The organism is Streptomyces sp. NPDC051219, assembly GCF_040682335.1.
Lineage (GTDB): Bacteria > Actinomycetota > Actinomycetes > Streptomycetales > Streptomycetaceae > Streptomyces.
The window spans coordinates 152,740-168,236 of sequence record NZ_JBFBAS010000010.1 but is presented as its reverse complement, the minus strand read 5'-3'; the positions used below and the strand labels follow the sequence as shown (position 1 = coordinate 168,236).

Annotated in this window: 19 protein-coding genes and 1 pseudogene; 5 read left to right on the top strand and 15 right to left on the bottom strand. The window is 70.3% G+C overall.

Features of this window, described 5'->3' with window-relative positions:
- Nucleotides 1-140: 140 nt before the first annotated feature.
- Complete coding sequence (locus AB0M62_RS14930; RefSeq protein ID WP_366074578.1) at nt 141-1,013, bottom strand: undecaprenyl-diphosphate phosphatase; 873 nt, start codon at nt 1,011-1,013, stop codon at nt 141-143.
- 97 nt (nt 1,014-1,110) lie between these two features.
- Nucleotides 1,111-1,812 carry a TVP38/TMEM64 family protein gene (locus AB0M62_RS14925; protein WP_366074577.1) on the bottom strand — a complete coding sequence of 234 codons (702 nt, stop codon included), beginning with the start codon at nt 1,810-1,812 and terminating at the stop codon, nt 1,111-1,113.
- 49 nt (nt 1,813-1,861) lie between these two features.
- Here AB0M62_RS14925 and AB0M62_RS14920 point away from each other — a divergent pair, with 49 nt between their 5' ends.
- Nucleotides 1,862-2,587, top strand: a complete 726-nt coding sequence (locus AB0M62_RS14920; protein ID WP_366074576.1) for a DNA alkylation repair protein — start codon at nt 1,862-1,864, stop codon at nt 2,585-2,587.
- On the opposite strand, the gene AB0M62_RS14915 is transcribed toward AB0M62_RS14920, so the two are convergent.
- Nucleotides 2,565-2,717, bottom strand: a complete 153-nt coding sequence (locus AB0M62_RS14915; RefSeq protein WP_366074575.1) for a hypothetical protein — start codon at nt 2,715-2,717, stop codon at nt 2,565-2,567. The genes AB0M62_RS14920 and AB0M62_RS14915 overlap by 23 nt on opposite strands.
- A gap of 459 nt (nt 2,718-3,176) precedes the next feature.
- On the opposite strand from AB0M62_RS14915, the gene tuf reads away from it, so the two are divergent.
- The 3 genes from tuf (at nt 3,177) to AB0M62_RS14900 (ending at nt 6,164) form a co-directional block, all read left to right on the top strand.
- Entirely contained in the window at nt 3,177-4,346 is a 1,170-nt protein-coding gene (tuf, locus tag AB0M62_RS14910; protein ID WP_366074574.1) for an elongation factor Tu, read from the top strand.
- A gap of 92 nt (nt 4,347-4,438) precedes the next feature.
- Nucleotides 4,439-5,281 carry a patatin-like phospholipase family protein gene (locus AB0M62_RS14905; protein WP_366074573.1) on the top strand — a complete coding sequence of 281 codons (843 nt, stop codon included), beginning with the start codon at nt 4,439-4,441 and terminating at the stop codon, nt 5,279-5,281.
- Between the two features lie 34 nt (nt 5,282-5,315).
- Nucleotides 5,316-6,164, top strand: coding sequence for a fused MFS/spermidine synthase (locus AB0M62_RS14900; protein ID WP_366074572.1), 849 nt, complete (start codon nt 5,316-5,318; stop codon nt 6,162-6,164).
- On the opposite strand, the pseudogene AB0M62_RS14895 reads toward AB0M62_RS14900, so the two are convergent.
- A pseudogene (locus AB0M62_RS14895) lies at nt 6,126-6,410 on the bottom strand (MFS transporter); the annotation flags it as partial. The gene AB0M62_RS14900 and the pseudogene AB0M62_RS14895 overlap by 39 nt on opposite strands.
- Before the next feature lie 30 nt (nt 6,411-6,440).
- Here AB0M62_RS14895 and AB0M62_RS14890 point away from each other — a divergent pair.
- Nucleotides 6,441-8,069: a recombinase family protein gene (locus tag AB0M62_RS14890; protein WP_366074571.1), complete on the top strand. Its 1,629-nt coding sequence runs from the start codon at nt 6,441-6,443 to the stop codon at nt 8,067-8,069.
- Nucleotides 8,070-8,281: 212 nt separating this feature from the next.
- Here AB0M62_RS14890 and repSA read toward each other — a convergent pair whose 3' ends face one another.
- The 11 genes from repSA to AB0M62_RS14835 form a co-directional block, all read right to left on the bottom strand.
- Nucleotides 8,282-9,643, bottom strand: a complete 1,362-nt coding sequence (repSA, locus tag AB0M62_RS14885) for a replication initiator protein RepSA (protein WP_366074570.1) — start codon at nt 9,641-9,643, stop codon at nt 8,282-8,284.
- Nucleotides 9,636-10,061 carry an ASCH domain-containing protein gene (locus AB0M62_RS14880; RefSeq protein ID WP_366074569.1) on the bottom strand — a complete coding sequence of 142 codons (426 nt, stop codon included), beginning with the start codon at nt 10,059-10,061 and terminating at the stop codon, nt 9,636-9,638. The genes repSA and AB0M62_RS14880 overlap by 8 nt, the downstream gene beginning before the upstream one ends.
- Nucleotides 10,058-11,590: a DNA cytosine methyltransferase gene (locus AB0M62_RS14875; RefSeq protein ID WP_366074568.1), complete on the bottom strand. Its 1,533-nt coding sequence runs from the start codon at nt 11,588-11,590 to the stop codon at nt 10,058-10,060. The genes AB0M62_RS14880 and AB0M62_RS14875 overlap by 4 nt, the downstream gene beginning before the upstream one ends.
- Nucleotides 11,584-11,796 (bottom strand): hypothetical protein, encoded by a 213-nt coding sequence (locus AB0M62_RS14870; RefSeq protein ID WP_366074567.1) that lies wholly within the window; start codon nt 11,794-11,796, stop codon nt 11,584-11,586. Before AB0M62_RS14870 ends, AB0M62_RS14875 begins: the two co-directional genes overlap by 7 nt.
- A 91-nt stretch (nt 11,797-11,887) precedes the next feature.
- Nucleotides 11,888-12,160 (bottom strand): SpdD protein, encoded by a 273-nt coding sequence (locus AB0M62_RS14865; RefSeq protein ID WP_366074565.1) that lies wholly within the window; start codon nt 12,158-12,160, stop codon nt 11,888-11,890.
- Nucleotides 12,161-12,185: 25 nt separating this feature from the next.
- Nucleotides 12,186-12,380 carry a hypothetical protein gene (locus AB0M62_RS14860; protein WP_366074564.1) on the bottom strand — a complete coding sequence of 65 codons (195 nt, stop codon included), beginning with the start codon at nt 12,378-12,380 and terminating at the stop codon, nt 12,186-12,188.
- 6 nt (nt 12,381-12,386) lie between these two features.
- Entirely contained in the window at nt 12,387-13,052 is a 666-nt protein-coding gene (locus AB0M62_RS14855) for a DUF2637 domain-containing protein (RefSeq protein WP_366074563.1), read from the bottom strand.
- 86 nt (nt 13,053-13,138) lie between these two features.
- A complete protein-coding gene (locus AB0M62_RS14850; protein ID WP_366074562.1) occupies nt 13,139-13,336 on the bottom strand; it encodes a hypothetical protein in 198 nt (65 codons plus the stop codon).
- Nucleotides 13,337-13,341: 5 nt separating this feature from the next.
- On the bottom strand, nt 13,342-13,590 hold the full coding sequence (locus tag AB0M62_RS14845) for a hypothetical protein (protein ID WP_366074561.1): 249 nt from the start codon (nt 13,588-13,590) through the stop codon (nt 13,342-13,344).
- An 85-nt stretch (nt 13,591-13,675) separates the two neighbouring features.
- Nucleotides 13,676-15,034 carry an FtsK/SpoIIIE domain-containing protein gene (locus AB0M62_RS14840; RefSeq protein WP_366074560.1) on the bottom strand — a complete coding sequence of 453 codons (1,359 nt, stop codon included), beginning with the start codon at nt 15,032-15,034 and terminating at the stop codon, nt 13,676-13,678.
- A gap of 5 nt (nt 15,035-15,039) precedes the next feature.
- Nucleotides 15,040-15,384, bottom strand: a complete 345-nt coding sequence (locus AB0M62_RS14835; protein ID WP_366074559.1) for a hypothetical protein — start codon at nt 15,382-15,384, stop codon at nt 15,040-15,042.
- Between the last annotated feature and the right edge of the window lie 113 nt (nt 15,385-15,497).

Genomic DNA, 15,497 nt, shown 5'->3' with positions numbered 1-15,497 from the left:
CTCATCTCCGACGGCTCGGGCGCGAGCCGGCACACACAAGGACAACGACGAACCGCCCGGTGGGGAACGTTGCGGACGGGACCCCACCGGAGCCGAGTTGTGGCCCGCCCATGACACAACGTTGCGCGATGAACGGCCCGTCAGCCGGCCGACTCGCCCGCGTGCGGGCTCAGCGTGTCCGTCCCGACCAGTACGAAGATCAGGATGCCGAGCAGGATCCGGTAGATCACGAAGGGCATGAAGCTCTTGGTGGTGATGAACTTCATGAACCAGGCAATGACGGCATATCCAACACCGAACGCGATGATCGTCGCGAAGACGGTCGGTCCCCAGGAGACATGGCCCTCGCTCACGGACTTCAGTTCGTACGCGCCGGAGGCCAGCACCGCCGGAATCGCCAGCAGGAACGAGTAGCGGGCGGCCGCCTCGCGGGTGTAGCCCATCAGCAGGCCGCCACTGATCGTGGCGCCGGACCGGGACACACCCGGGATCAGTGCCATCGCCTGGCACACACCGAAGATGAGGCCGTCCTTGACCCCTAGATCCTGGAGGGTCTTGCGGTCCCGGATCGCGCGGTGTTTGCCCCCGACCTCGTCACGGGCGGCCAGCCGGTCGGCGATGCCGAGGACGACTCCCATCACGATCAGTGTGGTGGCGATCAGCCGGAGGTCGCGGAAGGGACCTTCGATCTGATCGTTGAGCGTGACACCCAGCACGCCGATCGGAATCGAACCGACGATGACGAGCCAGCCCATCTGGGCGTCGTGGTCCGCGCGCATCGCCTTGTTGGTGAGAGAGCGGCACCATGCCGAGACGATCCGGGCGATGTCCTTGCGGAAGTAGATCAGCACGGCCGCCTCGGTGCCGATCTGAGTGATGGCCGTGAACGCCGCGCCCGGGTCCTCCCAGCCCGCGAACGCCGCGGTCAGCCGCAGATGCCCGCTCGAGGAGATCGGCAGGAACTCGGTGAGACCTTGGACGAGGCCGAGGATGAATGATTCGAACCAGCTCATGTCGGGGTGCGCTCGTCCTTGTGATCGTCGGGCAGTTCGCGTCAGATGCTATGGCCCGTGCAAAGACTGAATGACCGTAGGGTCCCCCTGGAGCGCACTACCGGGAACGCAGGCGGTGCCTTTTGCGCCACGCGACCACCAGCGCGGCCAGCCCGGTCACCGCGATGAAGCCCATCGAGATCAGGAACACGGGCGAAGTCGGAGTCGAGGCCCGGCTGCCCGCCACGACGTACGCGGCGGTGTTGGGAATCGATCCGAGGCCGGTGGCCAGCAGGAACGGCAGCCAGCCCATCCGCGAGACGGCGGCGCAGTAGTTGGCGGCGGCGAACGGCACACCGGGGAAGAGCCGCACCGCGAGCATCGAGCGGAAGCCGTGCCGGCTCAACTGCCCGTCCGCGGCTTTCAGCCAGCCGGCCCGCAGCAGAGGGCGCAGGGCGTCCTGCCCTAGCGTCCGCCCCAGCCCGAAGGCGATGCCCGCGCCGAGTACGGTGCCGGCGAGCGCCGACACCAGACCGAACTGCGAGCCGAACAGGGCACCCGCCGCGAGGTTCAGCAGCGGGCGGGGTACGAAGGCGGCGGTACACAGCCCGTACGCAGCGCCGAACAGCGCCACGGCGGTCGTTCCGGCGACCTGCGGCGGCCAGCCGTCGGCGAGCAGCCGCTGCGGCTCGAACAGCAGCACCATCGCTGCGGCCGACGCGAGGAGCACCAGGAGCAGCGAGAGCCGGGACCACGGGGACAGCAGCGCCCGCGCGCAGCGCACGGTGAGGCCGGCGGGCCGGATGGCGGGGTCGAGCATCCGGGGAGACTAACCGACAATCGAGCGTGATCGCCGTAATGTGAGCCGCATGGGACCGTCAGTGCCGACAGCCCGGCCGATTCCGTCCAGTGAGCTTGCCGACACCGTGCTCGGGCGGCTGACCGCCGTGTATCCCGCCGCAGCCGATCCGGCACGGGCCGAGGGCGCGGCCGCGTACATGAAGGGTGTCGCGCGCTTCCTCGGCATCCGCACGCCGCACCGCCGTGAGCTGTCGCGGACGGTGCTCGACGGACTGCCCCGGCCGGACGAGAGGGACTGTGCGGCGATCGCCTTGCGCTGCTGGGAGCTGCCCGAGCGCGAATACCGCTACTTCGCGGTCGACTACCTGCGCGGCCAGGTGAAGCGGTGCTCCTCAGGGCTGCTGCCGGTGGTGCGGCACCTCCTGGTCACCGACGCGTGGTGGGACACCGTCGACCCGCTCGCCGCGCACACCGTCGGAGCCCTGGTCGCCGCCGACCCGGGCCTCACCCGCGTCATGGACGCGTGGATCGAGGACGACAACCTCTGGATGGCCCGCACCGCGCTCCTGCACCAACTGCGCTTCAAGGCCGCGACCGACTCGGGGCGGCTCTTCGGCTACTGCCTGCGTCAGGCCGGCCACCCCGACTTCTTCATCCGCAAGGCCATCGGCTGGTCCCTGCGGGAGTACGCCAAGACGGACCCGGAAGCGGTCCGCGACTTCGTCGCCGGTGCCCGGGACCGACTGGCGCCACTCTCCGTACGGGAAGCCCTCAGAAACCTGAGCCGTTCGTAGCCGGTAAGCCGCGTCGCACGACCTCGCAGGAAGCGTCGACCACGTCGAGGGACGCGGCGTCCGCCACGACGATGTCGAAGCCGGGGCCGCATTCGATCTGGTCGTAGCCGCCGTTGCGACTGGTGATCACGTCGTTGCCTCCCTGGCCTACGAAGGAATTGCCGTTGGGCGGAGCCGGGCCACCCGTCAGGGTCGGTGAGCCGGTCACTGTGCCCGTACCACCGCGGCCCGTCACACCACCCCAACGCACGCCGCGTGAACCCGTCCGCAGGCGCGGCGAGGCGAGGCGAGGATGTGACCGGCGACCGCGCGGAAAATCGGTCGACGGTCCACCACCGGTCAGCCATGATCAGGGCATGTCCCGGTACGCCTTCCCCGCAGCGCCGTCCGCAGTAGCGGACGCGCCGAAGGCTGCCGCGTTCTCCGAAAACGCCGCGTTTTCCGCGGCTTTCCCCGCAGCGTTCGCTGCCGCAGCGCCCGTCGACGGCGCCCGAAGCTGACCCTTCCCGGATCGTCCGGCGGACCCCACAGGGGGAGGGTCGGCAAGGCCCAGGGGTCTCACACAGCTTCGAGTTCCGAGGAAGGAACCATGCCCAAGACGGCATACGTGCGCACCAAGCCGCATCTGAACATCGGCACCATGGGCCATGTCGACCACGGCAAGACCACTCTCACCGCCGCCATCACCAAGGTCCTCGCCGACCGCGGCGCCGCCGCCTTCGTCCCGTTCGACCGCATCGACCGGGCGCCGGAGGAGGCGCAGCGCGGTATCACCATCAACATCGCGCACGTCGAGTACGAGACCGACACCCGGCACTACGCGCATGTCGACATGCCCGGTCATGCCGACTATGTGAAGAACATGGTCACCGGCGCGGCGCAGCTTGACGGAGCGATCCTCGTCGTCTCCGCACTCGACGGGATCATGCCGCAGACCGCCGAGCACGTCCTCCTCGCCCGCCAGGTCGGCGTCGACCACATCGTCGTCGCCCTCAACAAGGCCGACGCGGGAGACGACGAGCTGACCGACCTGGTCGAGCTGGAGGTGCGCGAGCTGCTCTCCGCCCACGGCTACGGCGGCGACGCGGTGCCCGTCGTACGGGTCTCCGGCCTCAAGGCACTCGAGGGCGAACCCCGCTGGACGGCCGCCGTCGAGGCGCTGCTGGACGCCGTCGACACGTACGTACCGATGCCGGTGAGGTACACCGACGCGCCGTTCCTGATGCCTGTCGAGAACGTGCTCACCATCACCGGGCGCGGCACGGTCGTCACCGGCGCCATCGAGCGCGGCACGGTGCGGGTCGGCGACCGGGTGGAAGTACTGGGAGCCGAGACCGAGACGGTGGTCACCGGGCTGGAGACCTTCGGCAAGCCGATGGACTCCGCCGAGGCGGGTGACAACGTGGCGTTGCTGCTGCGCGGGGTGCCCCGTGACGCCGTACGCCGCGGTCACGTGGTGGCGGCGCCCGGCAGCGTGGTGCCCAGCCGCCGGTTCACCGCGCAGGTGTACGTCCTGTCGGCCCGGGAGGGCGGGCGGACAACCCCGGTTTCCACCGGCTACCGGCCGCAGTTCTACATCCGTACGGCCGACGTCGTCGGCGACGTCGACCTCGGTGCCACGGCGGTCGCGCGGCCCGGGGACACGGTCACGATGACCGTGGAGCTGGGCCGTGACACACCGCTCGAGCCGGGCCTGGGCTTCGCGATCCGTGAAGGCGGCCGCACGGTCGGCGCCGGCACGGTGACCGGTCTGGCCTGAGCGAGGTCGCGCCTGTTCCTCCCCCGGGGTGGGAGGGACAGGCGCCGTCCGTCACACTGCTGCCACCACAAGGAAAACGGAGGGCGGCGGCGATGGGCGACACGGCACTGGTGCTCGGCGGGGGCGGCCTCACCGGCATCGGCTGGGAGTGCGGCATCCTGCACGGCCTGACCGAGGCGGGTGTGGACCTGAGCACGGCCGAACTCGTCGTCGGCACGTCCGCGGGCTCGGTCGTCGGAGCGCAGCTCACCTCCGGCCTGCTGACCACCCGTGAGCTGTACGAGCGTCAGCTCGCCGACGCCACCGGCGAGAGCCTGGCCCGGCTGGGAACGGGCCTGATGGCGAGGTACGCCTGGGGTGTCCTGCGTTCACGTGACGCCGAGGGCTACGGCGCGCGCATGGGAACCATGGCGCTCGCCGCCCGTACTCCCCAGGAGGCCGAGCGGCGGGCGGTCATCGCCACGCGGCTCGTCTCGCACGACTGGCCGGACCGGCGGCTGGTGGTCACCGCCGTCGACGCGCTGACGGGGGAGTTCAAGGCGTTCGACCGGGACAGCGGGGTCGGCCTCGTCGACGCGGTCTCGGCCAGCTGTGCGGTGCCCGGCGTCTACCCGCCCGTCACCATCGGGGGCCGCCGCTGGATCGACGGTGGTATGCGGTCGTCGGCCAACGCCGACCTGGCCGCCGGCTACGGCCGTGTGGTGATCCTCGCCCCCATCACGGCCGGTGGGGGACCCATCGCCTCCGCCCGCGCCCAGGCGGCGCGGCTCTCCGCCGGGGGCGCGCGCGTGCTGCTGCTCACCCCGGACCGCGCGGCCCGGAGCGCCTTCGGCCGCAACGTGCTGGACCCGGCCCGCCGGGCGCCCGCCGCGCATGCGGGCCTGGTCCAGGCGGCCGCGCACGCCGAGGAGGCCGCAGCCGTCTGGGCAGGCTGAGCGGCTCTCGCACCGCGGCGCGCACAATGGTGCGGTGAACGAGCCGATACCCGTGACGCGGGACGTGGACTGGGGCACTGCCAAGTTGATGCCGGACGTGGACCTGCCACGAGCCTGGCTGCTCACGGTGGACGGGGCGCCTCAGTCGTACGTGGACCTGGACGAGCCGACTCACCTTGAATTCGAGTACGCGCAGCGGCTCGCACACGTCGTGGACGGAGCGGCCGCTGCGGGCGACGCCCTGGATCTCGTCCATCTCGGCGGCGGGGCGCTGACCCTGCCCCGGTATGTGGCCGCGACCCGGCCCGGTTCCCGGCAGGACGTCGTGGAGGCCGACCGCGGACTGCTCTCTCTTGTCGCCGAGCACCTGCCCCTACCGGACGGCGGTGCGGGAATCACCGTGCACGGCGCGGACGCGCGGGCGTGGCTCGAGAGCGCCCCTGCGAGGTCCGCGGATGTGCTGATCGCCGATGTGTTCGGCGGCTCGCGGGTGCCTGCTCACCTGACGTCGATCGAGTACGCGCACGCGGCGGAACGGGTGCTTCGGCGGGACGGCGTCTACGCCGCGAACCTCGCCGACGGCGCGCCCTTCAGTTTCCTTCGCTCTCAACTGGCCACCTTCGCAGCGGTCTTCGAGGAGCTGGCGCTGATCGCCGAGCCTGCGGTCCTGCGCGGCCGGCGCTTCGGCAACGCCGTGCTGGTGGCCTCGCACGAGGAGATCGACGTCGCGCTGCTGGCCCGCCGCACCGCGGCGGACGCGTTTCCGGCGCGGGTCGAGCACGGTGCGGCGCTGGCCCGCCTCATGGGCGACGCGCACCCCGTACGGGACGAAGAAGCGGTGCCGTCACCCGAGCCGCCCGACGGGGCTTTCCGTATCGGCTGAGGTGGCGAGCGCCGCGGTCACGTACTTCGTACGGCGGGTCAACTGCCGTACCTCGGGGACCAGGAGCACGGCCGCGGTCGCCAGGACGACCAGCGCGGCGCAGCCCCACAGGGCTTCCTCGCGCCCGAAGAGGGACTCGGCCGGGCCCGCCAGCGCGGTGGCCAGCGGAACCATGCCCACCGAGCCGAACCAGTCGTACGCGGCGACCCGGGAGAACTTCTCCTCCGGGATCTCCTGGTGCATCGTGCAGCACCCCTACGAATGTAACCTTTCTGTATGGCCGATGACCTCGTACAACGAGCCCACTGGGGCAATTTAGAGGGGCAGAACTGGGCCGGGCTGGCCCGGCTGTCCACGGAAGAGACCGAGGGCGAGATCACCTCTGGCGGCGCGTCAGAAATGACCTCACGGTTCGTGACCGGTAGGGACATCAAGAGCACGGAGGAGCAGGAGAAGGACGGCCGTCGATTCGTCGAGGACCGCGGCGGCCAGTACGTGCACACGTACATGGAGCCCGACACCTCTGCATGGAAGCGCAGGCGGGTACGCCTGCCCGATGGCAGCGTCGGTTACCGCGTCGTGCGGCCTGTGTTCGAAGGAGCGTTAGAAGACCTCAAGCGCGGCATGGCACCGAATGGCGAGCGCATCGACGGATTGATCGTCTACGACATCGACCGTCTCACCCGGGACCCCCGCCACCTCGAAGACGCGATCGAGACGGTCGAGCACTACCACCGGCCGATCATCGACATCACGGGCACCCTGGATCTGCTGACCGACAACGGGCGTGCCATGGCCCGTGTTGTCGTCGCCATGGCAAACAAGCAATCCGCCGACACGGCCCGCAGAGTGCGCCGTAATCACAAGGCGCGACGGGACAGGGGCATACCCGTGGGCGGAACGCGCCCGTTCGGATGGCAGGAGGACAAGCGCACCCTGCACCCGACCGAGTCAAAACACCTCCGTGACGCAGCCCAGCGCCTGATCACGGGAGCCAGCTGGCACACGATTGTTGCCGAGTGGAACCGCATGGGGATCACCACGTCTCGGGGCAACTCTTGGACTTGGATTGCCCTCAGGGACGCGATGCGTAATCCGCGTCTGTGCGGCTATCGATCACATAGCGTTGTGGAGTTCGACCAGGAGTCGGGCCGCGAAATCAGGCGCATGGTGATCGCTCGCAACGACGAAGGCCAGCCCATCAAGGGCCAATGGGAAGCGATCTTGCAAGTGGCCGAGTGGGAGGCCATAGACGAGATCATCGGTGAGGGGCCCATGCGCGGTGGCGGAAACAACGCACGCGTCTATCTGTCCACTGGCACTCTCCGCTGTGGCAAAGAGGACTGCGCAGCGCCATTACGCGCGATGAAGGCCGCACCGAGCCGGAAGAAGCCGGAAGGGTACTTCTACTACTGCTGTCCGGCGAAGACCACGGGGAGAGGATGTGGCGGGGTCAAGATCCCAGGACCGGAGACGGACGAGCTGATCAGGAAACTTGTGATTGCCAAGTACGAGGAGGAGGCCGCCGAACGCGAGGCGGTCACGGCGCCGCAGGAGTGGCCGAAGGAAGCCGAACTGGCGAATGTCCGGGAAGACCTTGACGACCTCAAGCAGGCGCGGCGTGGGCGGCAGATCAGTGCTGAGCGGTACTACGCCGACCTTGCCGAGTACGAGGCCGACGAGCGGCGGTTGATCAAGGAACGCAACGCGTGGCAGCGTCGGGCACTCACAGGCCCGGGCAAGCCCGTCGACATCGTCAAGGAGTGGTACAGGGACGGAATCACTCTGGCGGAGCGTCGCGCCTACGTTGAGCAGACACTGACGGCCGTTGTCGTCCTGCCCGTGGGCAGCGGGCACAGGGTGCCCCTGCGGGATCGGTTGGTTCCGCTGTACGCCGAGAGGTAGCCCAGGGAGCGGCCGGGCCCGTCACGCAGCACGGCGATGGTGGCCGGCCCCATCGCGTGTCGTCACCTCCAGTCCGAGAACAGCGTTTATCTGCCGCCACTTCGCCTCAGACCAGCGAGGCGCTTTACGAGCATGGGCACGCGCCCAGGCCATATCTGCATCGTCAACCTGAGAATCATTGGCCGGAGCGGTCGTCAGCGGTCGAACAGCCATCACCACGTCCCGCCTTGGCCAACCGCTTCCATTACTTCGCGCGCGGTTTCGCGGTTGATGCGGATGTCTTCGGCGATGGAGGCGGCGAGGGCGGATTCGCCGGGGGTGTGGCCATGGCCGGCGTAGCGCCAGTCGGCGAGGACGAGGGTGGTGTCCGGGTCGGGCAGGCCGAGGACTGCGCGCTGTTCTCTGGCGCGGTAGTCGGCGCGGACTTGGCGGCGTTCGGCGAAGGTGGAGGAGAAGCGGCGGGACTTGGTGAGGAAGTGGCCGCGGAAGCCGAGCATGTGAGCCCAGGCCCAGAGGCGCCGGTCCGGGTAGAGGGGGTCGAGTTCCTTGCAGGCGCGGATGAGCCTGCGGGCGTGCTCGGGTACACGGTGCTGGTCGAGTTCGGCGAGTTCGCCGATGCGGCGGTCCAGGCTGCCGGTGGTCTCGGCCGCCTTGGTGGCGTACTTGGCGATGTAGGCGGCGACCTTCTGTTCGGTGACGTCGTCGCTGTCGAAGGCCGTGATGGGCCGGACATCGAGCTTGTTGCCCCAGCGCAGCGAGCGGGCGGGCTGCCGGCCGGCCGCGGGCACGGTCACGATGGTGTACGGATGCTTCCTGGCCTCGCGGATCGCGTCGGTGAGGAGTTCGAGCGTGGCCCACCTCGGCGGTTCGCTGGTGGGCCCGTCGGGTCCGTCGATGCGGATGACGGCGTGGAAGTGGATCGCGCCGCGGTTCTGGAACTCCGCGACCTTCCCGTATGACAGCCGGACGGTGGCGGCGAGTTCCCGTTGGGTCAGTCCGGCGCGTGCGGCGATCTCCCGGCGCAGGCGGTTGATGAACCGGTGCCACAGCTCGCCCGCGTGGTTGTTGAACAGCACCGCCCCGGCGTAGTCGTACGTCTCCGGGTCGAGGGCGGTGCCGAGGGTGGGGTCGTCGGCGGTGTGGCGGGTGCCGCAGTGGCAGCGGCCGGTGTCCGGGCGGTTGTGGACCGGGCCGAACGAGGGCGCGGTCAGGGTCGTGAAGACGCGGGGCCGTTCGCGTACGGCGGGCGAGATGTTCATGGTGGTGTCGCCGGCCAGGCCCGCGTGGACGAGGCGGTAGGCGTCTCCGGCGTAGAGGTAGGCGCAGGAGGGGCAGCGGGAGGCGCGGCGGTTGCCGCAGGCGATGCGGAGCCGGCCACCGGGCTCATCCTGCGTGGAGTAGGCGTGCAGGGTCTGGCCGGTGGTCTTGTCGCGGGTCAGGGACCAGCCGGTGAGGTGGATGGGCTGGGCGCATCCGCCGGTCCTCTTGATCTGCTCTTGCCAGCGGTCGAAGTCGGGGGCCGAAGCCACCCTGAGCAGGTCGCACAGGGTGATCGGATCAAGCGCGTCAACCACGGGCGGCCTCCAGCGCGTCGGCGAGGAGCGGGGAGGCGAGCAGCCCGGGGGGCGGAGTCCACAGGCCGCGCGCACCGGGCCACATCAGCGGCCGGGCGAGCGGGACGACGGCGGACAGCCGCCAGTGCCAGAGACCGGGGGTGGACCAGAGCGTGCACCAGCCGTCGTCTACGTGGCAGCTCTCCAGGCGGGTGACCGCGATGACCGCGCCCTTGGGGAACGGGCGGCGCAGGAACGGCCGGCCCAGCGGTGCGTCTTTGGCGTTCGGGTCGATGGTGCGGCCGGCGTGGATGAGGACCAGGCCGCGGTGCTCGGTGGGCCACGTGCGGTTCTCGATCCGCTTGGGGCCGTAGGCGATGGCGCTGGCCCACGGCTGCCACAAGGTCAGTCCCAGGACCTCGGGAAGGGTGGTGTTCATGTGGTCGCCTCCCGGTCCAGGTCGGTGCCGGTGACGGCTTCGACGAGGGCGGAGACGAGGACTTCGGCGACGGGCGGGGTGACGGCGTTGCCGAACTGGCGGACGCGTTCGCGCTTGTTGCCGAGCACGGTGTAGGCGTCGTGGAAGGCCATGGCGCGGCCGATCTCGCACGGCTCCAGCATCCGGAACAGCACGTCCTCGATCGCGGTGGTCGTCCCGGTGGCCAGGGCGTAGCGGTCGCGGGTGGTCAGCGTGCCCACCGGCTCACTGGTGGGCCGGGCGGTGCCCGTGCCGTAGTAGGGCACGAGGAGAGCGCCGTCGATGGCGGGGCCGGTGACGAGCCCGTGGTGATTGCCGGACGCTGTGACGGTGGCCAGCGGATCGGTGACGGGCCGGGCGCGTTCCTTGTCCCCGCCGCCTCGGAGCGGGATGACGTACGGGAGCCAGGCGAGGCCGGTTTCGTTGCGGGCGGTCTGTGTGCGCAGCGGGGCGGTGGCGGGTGCGGCGTGCTTGCCGTCGCGTCCCTCCACCGGGACGAGCAGAGCCGGGATGGCAAGGGCGTCGTTCTCGCGGGTGGTGCGGGTCTGCATCGGTGCGGTGACCGGGGTCGGTTCGGTGCGCCAGGTGCCGTCGGCCGGGACGAGTGCCGGGGTGCCGTACCTGGCCAGTCCGGCGCGGATGCGGGCCATGGTGGCGGCAGCGAGGGGCTCGGTGCGGTCGCCGATGCGCTTGCCCATAAGGGTCCAGTCGATCGCGGTCGCGGCGGGCAGGGCGTCGGGTTCCACGCGGTTGTTGCGGCAGGCGGCGCGGGGGCAGCGGTAGACGTACTGCTGGCGGTAGCGGCCCATGTCCCTGCGAGGGTTCTTGAAGACCTGCACCGCGGCCACGTGCTCCTCGCAGACCGGGCACCAGGCGGTCGGGCGCAGCCACTTGTTCCAGTCCGGGGTGCGGCCCAGGGTGCGGTGCCAGTAGGCGAGGTAGAGGCGGTCGCGGGACTGGGGTGCGGCGACGGTGCGGACCGGGCGGGCGTGCATCGAGTTCAGCGGGATCAGCTTGGTGTCGTAGCCGAGCGTCCGGATCTCGTCGCGCCAGGTCTGCCACAGGTCCCAGGCGCGGACGTCGATGACGTTCTCCACCACGCCGGCCAGCACCGGACGACCGCGCAATGCGCACGAGTCGAGGTAGCGGGGGACGTCCCACATCAAGGCGCGGGAGCGGTCGGCCGCCGGGTCGGGCAGGGTGTCGCCGAACAGGTCGGGCTGTTTGTCGAAGTCGCGGCGCTTGCCGCGGGCGTTGGACCACTGCGGGCACTCGGGTGAGGCCCAGAACAGGTCGGCGGCGGGGAAGCGGGCGACGTCGGCGTCGTGCAGGTCGCCCTGGAAGTGGTCGACGTCGGGGAAGTTGGCGGAGTGCGAGGCGATCGCCCGGTCCCAGTGATTCGCCGCCAGCACCGGGGCGACGCCGGGGACGGTGGCGGAGCCGAGGGAGGAGCCGCCGACCCCGGCGAAGAAGTCGATGTAGGTCAGCACGACGCACCCGCCTGCACCGTCGAGGTGACCCGGGTGGTGGTGACGAGCCAGCGGGGGGCGGTGCCGGTGCCGTGGCAGGCCGGGCAGACCACGGGCAGGGTGGTGCGGGTGCCGTCCGGGTTGCGGGTGCCGGTGGTGACGGCGACGACGGGGAAGCCGTCACAGGTCGGGCAGATCCGCACGTTGGGCGCAGGGCGGTCGGGCATGATGGACGTTCCTTCCGGTTCGTTGGATCGGGTAGGGACTTGGCCGTCCGGGCGGCGGATGCTTGGCGGTTGAGGCCGCCCGGAGGGCCGGTCAGCGCTGGTTGTTCATGAGCGAGCGCAGGACCACCGCGAGCACGGCGAGGGATCCCGCGGTGATGGCGATGGCGAGGAACATCGAGGTGAGCACCGCACCGGTGACCACCACACCGGCCACGACAGCGAGCGGCTTGCTCCTGACCAGCTCCAGCGCGGTACTGGCGGCGGCCGGCCGGGTCGCCGGAGCGGACTCCTGGCGGGTGGCCGGGGCTGCGGCGTGCGTGGGCGGGGTGTAGACGTCCGGGATCGGGTACTTGGGCTTGAACATGCCGGATCTTCCTTTCAGGTTCGGGTCACTTGGTGGTGCCGTTGACGACGTCGACGCCGGTTCGGGTGCCGGATTCGATCGCCGGGGCGAGGAAGGTGTCGGCGAGGAGGAAGCCGCCGAGGAGGAGCACGACGATCAGCCAGGTCGGCGGGCGGAGCATCCTGATTCCGAAGTAGCCGATGAGGGCGACCACGACGATCAGAGGCAGTTCGACGTTCACGACGGGTCAGTCCTTTCCGGTGAGCTGGTGGGCGATGGCGTCGGCCAGCTGGGGGGCGACGCCGAGGCGGGCGCGCAGCGTGGCGGGGTCGATCGGGGTGCCGGTGGCGGTGCGGTGGGTGTCGGCGATCTTGCGGGCGTGGGTCAGCAGTGCGGGAGGCACCGGGGTGGCGGGCGGCAGAGCCGGGACCGGAGCAGTCTCAGGAGCCCGTGTTGGGGCGGGGTCGTCGCGGGCGATGGCGATGTCCGGGACCGGCTCAGTGATCGGGGCGGCCTCTTCGGGTACCTCGGGTCGGCGGTGTTCGGGGGTGTGGACGAGGAGGGTGCCGCCGAGGAAGGCCAGGGCGGGCCAGCCGGCCACGAGGATGCGCAGCCAGTCGGGGACGTCGTGCAGGTCGAGCAGGCCGGCGGTGGCGACGTTGGCGCCCAGTGATGCGGCCAGGGCGACGGTGAACCAGGTCCATGCGGCGCGGGTCGGGCCGCCGTCGGTGCGGAGGATCCGGAGCCGTCGCCAGGCGGCGACGAGCAGGAGGTCGACGCTGATGGGGTAGGCCCAGGCTTTCCAGCCGGCCTGTCCGGCAGCGGCGGCGATGTCGTGCAGGTGGGCGAAGGACAGGGCCCCGGCGATCACGGCTTGCACCAGCACGGCGTCCGGGCGGATCGAGCGGGTCACGGGTCTTCACCTCCTTCACAAGGGGTTTGGGGCCGGGGCCGGGCGGGGCTCACAAGGTCCTGCCGCCCGGGTCCCGGCGTGGATCTCTAGTCGGGGGCTTGGCCGGTGCCGAAGCAGGTCAGGCACAGGGCTTCCTGCCGGTCGGTGCTTTCGCGCTTGCTGCGGGCGCCGACCTTGAAGGCTTCGGAGACCTGACCGGTCGTGCAGTCCGGACACGGCTGCTTCTTCGCGGACTTGCGCGCGGTGGTGGGCTTGCGGGCGGTGGTGGCCTTGCGGGCGGTCATGGCGGTCACCCGGCCTTGGCGGTCTCGGGGGTGGCTGCGGCGTAGCGCTCCAGCGCCGTCACGTAGTCGGCCGCGGCCGTGGCCAGGTCGCGGGCAAAGGCCAGGTGATCGGCGATCGGCACCGAGTCGAAGGCCGAGATGAGCAGGGAGTGGCCCGCACCGTCGAGGGAGAGGATCGGCGGGCGTTCGGCGTCGTAGTCGGAGAGGCGAACCGATGTGGAGGCGTCGGCGTAGAAGCCCATCGCAGCGGTCATGACGATCATTCCTTTCTGTGTTCAGGCATGGCGGGGGTAGGGACCTGGCGCGAAGGCGGTCACGCCGACCGGGTGGAACGAGGACCTACGGGCCGCTCGGGGCCGCCATCGGTACGGCCGCCGGCGCGGGGATCGCGGCCTGTGGGCGGAACGGGTCCAGGGCCGGGATCTGTGGGGTGAGGTGCGCGAACTCGCGGCAGACTGCGGCGACTTCACCGAGCGTCGTCCTCGGTGTGCGGATGCGGGACCAGCCGCCGGAGGAGTCGCCCGCGATGGCGGTACCGGCCCGTTCGGGGGCGATGTTGGTCGCGGCGGTGACGGCGAGTTCGTTGACGTCGCCGAGGCCCATGTCGGCGGTCTGCTTGTCGTTGCAGCGGTGCACCACGCGGCCGGTGAGCTGGGCGCGCAGGGCGGTGGCGCCCTTGCCGAGTTCGGAGCCGAAGCGCTGCCCGCACACCTCCAGGTAGATGCCGACCGCGCGAGCCAGCTGCGCGAGGCGGACCAGCTGGGTGACCATACGGTCCCGCCGTGCGCCGTCCGCTTTGGAGGTGATGAGGAACAGTTCGGCGATCTCGTCGATGAGGACCACGATCGGCACCGGGCGCAGCTTCTTGGGCAGGCCCCAGATGTCGGAGGTGATGTCCTCCAGCGGGGTGCCCGGGGTGATGCCCTGGTGCAGGCACAGCAGGTCGAAGCGGTCTTCCATCTCATCGACCAGGGCATCCAGCAGCCCGTCCGCCTGATCGGGAGTGATGGCCAACGCGGAGAGACGCGGGGCGAAGGGGCTCTGCTCGACACCGCGCTTGCAGTCGATGCCGACCAGCGCGACATCCAGCGGCGCGAGACCTTTGATCAGGCAGCGTTGGTACATCGACTTGCCGGACTTGTTCGCACCCAGGGTGAGGCAGTGCGGGATGTCCTCGTAGTTCCGCACGTAGGGCAGACCGTCTTCCCGCAGGGCGACACTGACGGACAGCGGACCGGTAGGCAGGCGGCGCGGCATCCGTACGCGGTCGAGGACGTCGAAGCCGGTCAGCCGCAGCTCCACCACACCGGGCTTGATCTCCGCCACGTGGACCGAGTAGATGCCCCAGGCGTGCCGCAGCCGTTCGGCGGACTTGACCACGTCGTCCGGAGCCAGCCCCGCAGCGAGCCGCAGGCGAAGACGAAGCCCTGTGGCGGTGGGGCGGATCCCGCGAATCCTCGGGATACCGGGACGGGTCACCGTGTCGCCGGCCGACAGCTTGTGGGCGAACACCCGCCACCACGGCGGAGCAACCGTCAGCTCACACGCCTCCATCGTCCGGCGGTAGGACGACAGGACCCGGCACAGCGCGGCCGGAAGACCGACCAACGTCCAGTACACGGCCGGGGCCTTGACGCGGGCCACCAGGAGCAGGGCGGCGACTATCACCACCAGCACTAAGAGCGTTGCTCCCGACATGGCGGTCATCCCTGGCCGTTGGCGGCGGCCGGAACCTGCGCGGCCATCACGGCGGTGGCGCGGTAGCTGATGCCGTGCCCGAAGTCGTTCTCCCACGGGCGGGCCACCAGACCCGGCAGAGCCACCGGCGCTCCGGGGAACAGGTCCGGCTGAATGCCATCCTCGGCGACCACGATGGTCAGCGCGTCCGGCCGGCCGTCCACGATCACCGCGACATTCACGTTGAACAGCGTCTTGCCGGACTGCTTGTCGACCGCGATCTCACCGGTCTCCCGGTTCTTGACCTTCGGCTCCGGGGTCTGGATGAGCATCACCGTCATCGCGGCGGTGTCCACGGGAATCTGACGCATAATTGGGGCTTTCCCTTCGGGGAGGACGCCCCGGGTGACGCTGCGATCTTGGCGGGCGCACGTTTACCCGGGGCGATCTTGTGTGTAGTGGAGCAGTAACCAAAAGCTACTCA

Bases quoted from the DNA above. Each gene is read 5' to 3' on its own strand.
- AB0M62_RS14930 (WP_366074578.1), bottom strand. From the start codon at position 1,013: ATGAGCTGGTTCGAATCATTCATCCTCGGCCTCGTCCAAGGTCTCACC.
- AB0M62_RS14925 (WP_366074577.1), bottom strand. From the start codon at position 1,812: ATGCTCGACCCCGCCATCCGGCCCGCCGGCCTCACCGTGCGCTGCGCG.
- AB0M62_RS14920 (WP_366074576.1), top strand. From the start codon at position 1,862: ATGGGACCGTCAGTGCCGACAGCCCGGCCGATTCCGTCCAGTGAGCTT.
- tuf (WP_366074574.1), top strand. From the start codon at position 3,177: ATGCCCAAGACGGCATACGTGCGCACCAAGCCGCATCTGAACATCGGC.
- AB0M62_RS14905 (WP_366074573.1), top strand. From the start codon at position 4,439: ATGGGCGACACGGCACTGGTGCTCGGCGGGGGCGGCCTCACCGGCATC.
- AB0M62_RS14890 (WP_366074571.1), top strand. From the start codon at position 6,441: ATGGCCGATGACCTCGTACAACGAGCCCACTGGGGCAATTTAGAGGGG.
- AB0M62_RS14880 (WP_366074569.1), bottom strand. From the start codon at position 10,061: ATGAACACCACCCTTCCCGAGGTCCTGGGACTGACCTTGTGGCAGCCG.
- AB0M62_RS14870 (WP_366074567.1), bottom strand. From the start codon at position 11,796: ATGCCCGACCGCCCTGCGCCCAACGTGCGGATCTGCCCGACCTGTGAC.
- AB0M62_RS14865 (WP_366074565.1), bottom strand. From the start codon at position 12,160: ATGTTCAAGCCCAAGTACCCGATCCCGGACGTCTACACCCCGCCCACG.
- AB0M62_RS14850 (WP_366074562.1), bottom strand. From the start codon at position 13,336: ATGACCGCCCGCAAGGCCACCACCGCCCGCAAGCCCACCACCGCGCGC.
- AB0M62_RS14845 (WP_366074561.1), bottom strand. From the start codon at position 13,590: ATGACCGCTGCGATGGGCTTCTACGCCGACGCCTCCACATCGGTTCGC.
- AB0M62_RS14840 (WP_366074560.1), bottom strand. From the start codon at position 15,034: ATGTCGGGAGCAACGCTCTTAGTGCTGGTGGTGATAGTCGCCGCCCTG.
- AB0M62_RS14835 (WP_366074559.1), bottom strand. From the start codon at position 15,384: ATGCGTCAGATTCCCGTGGACACCGCCGCGATGACGGTGATGCTCATC.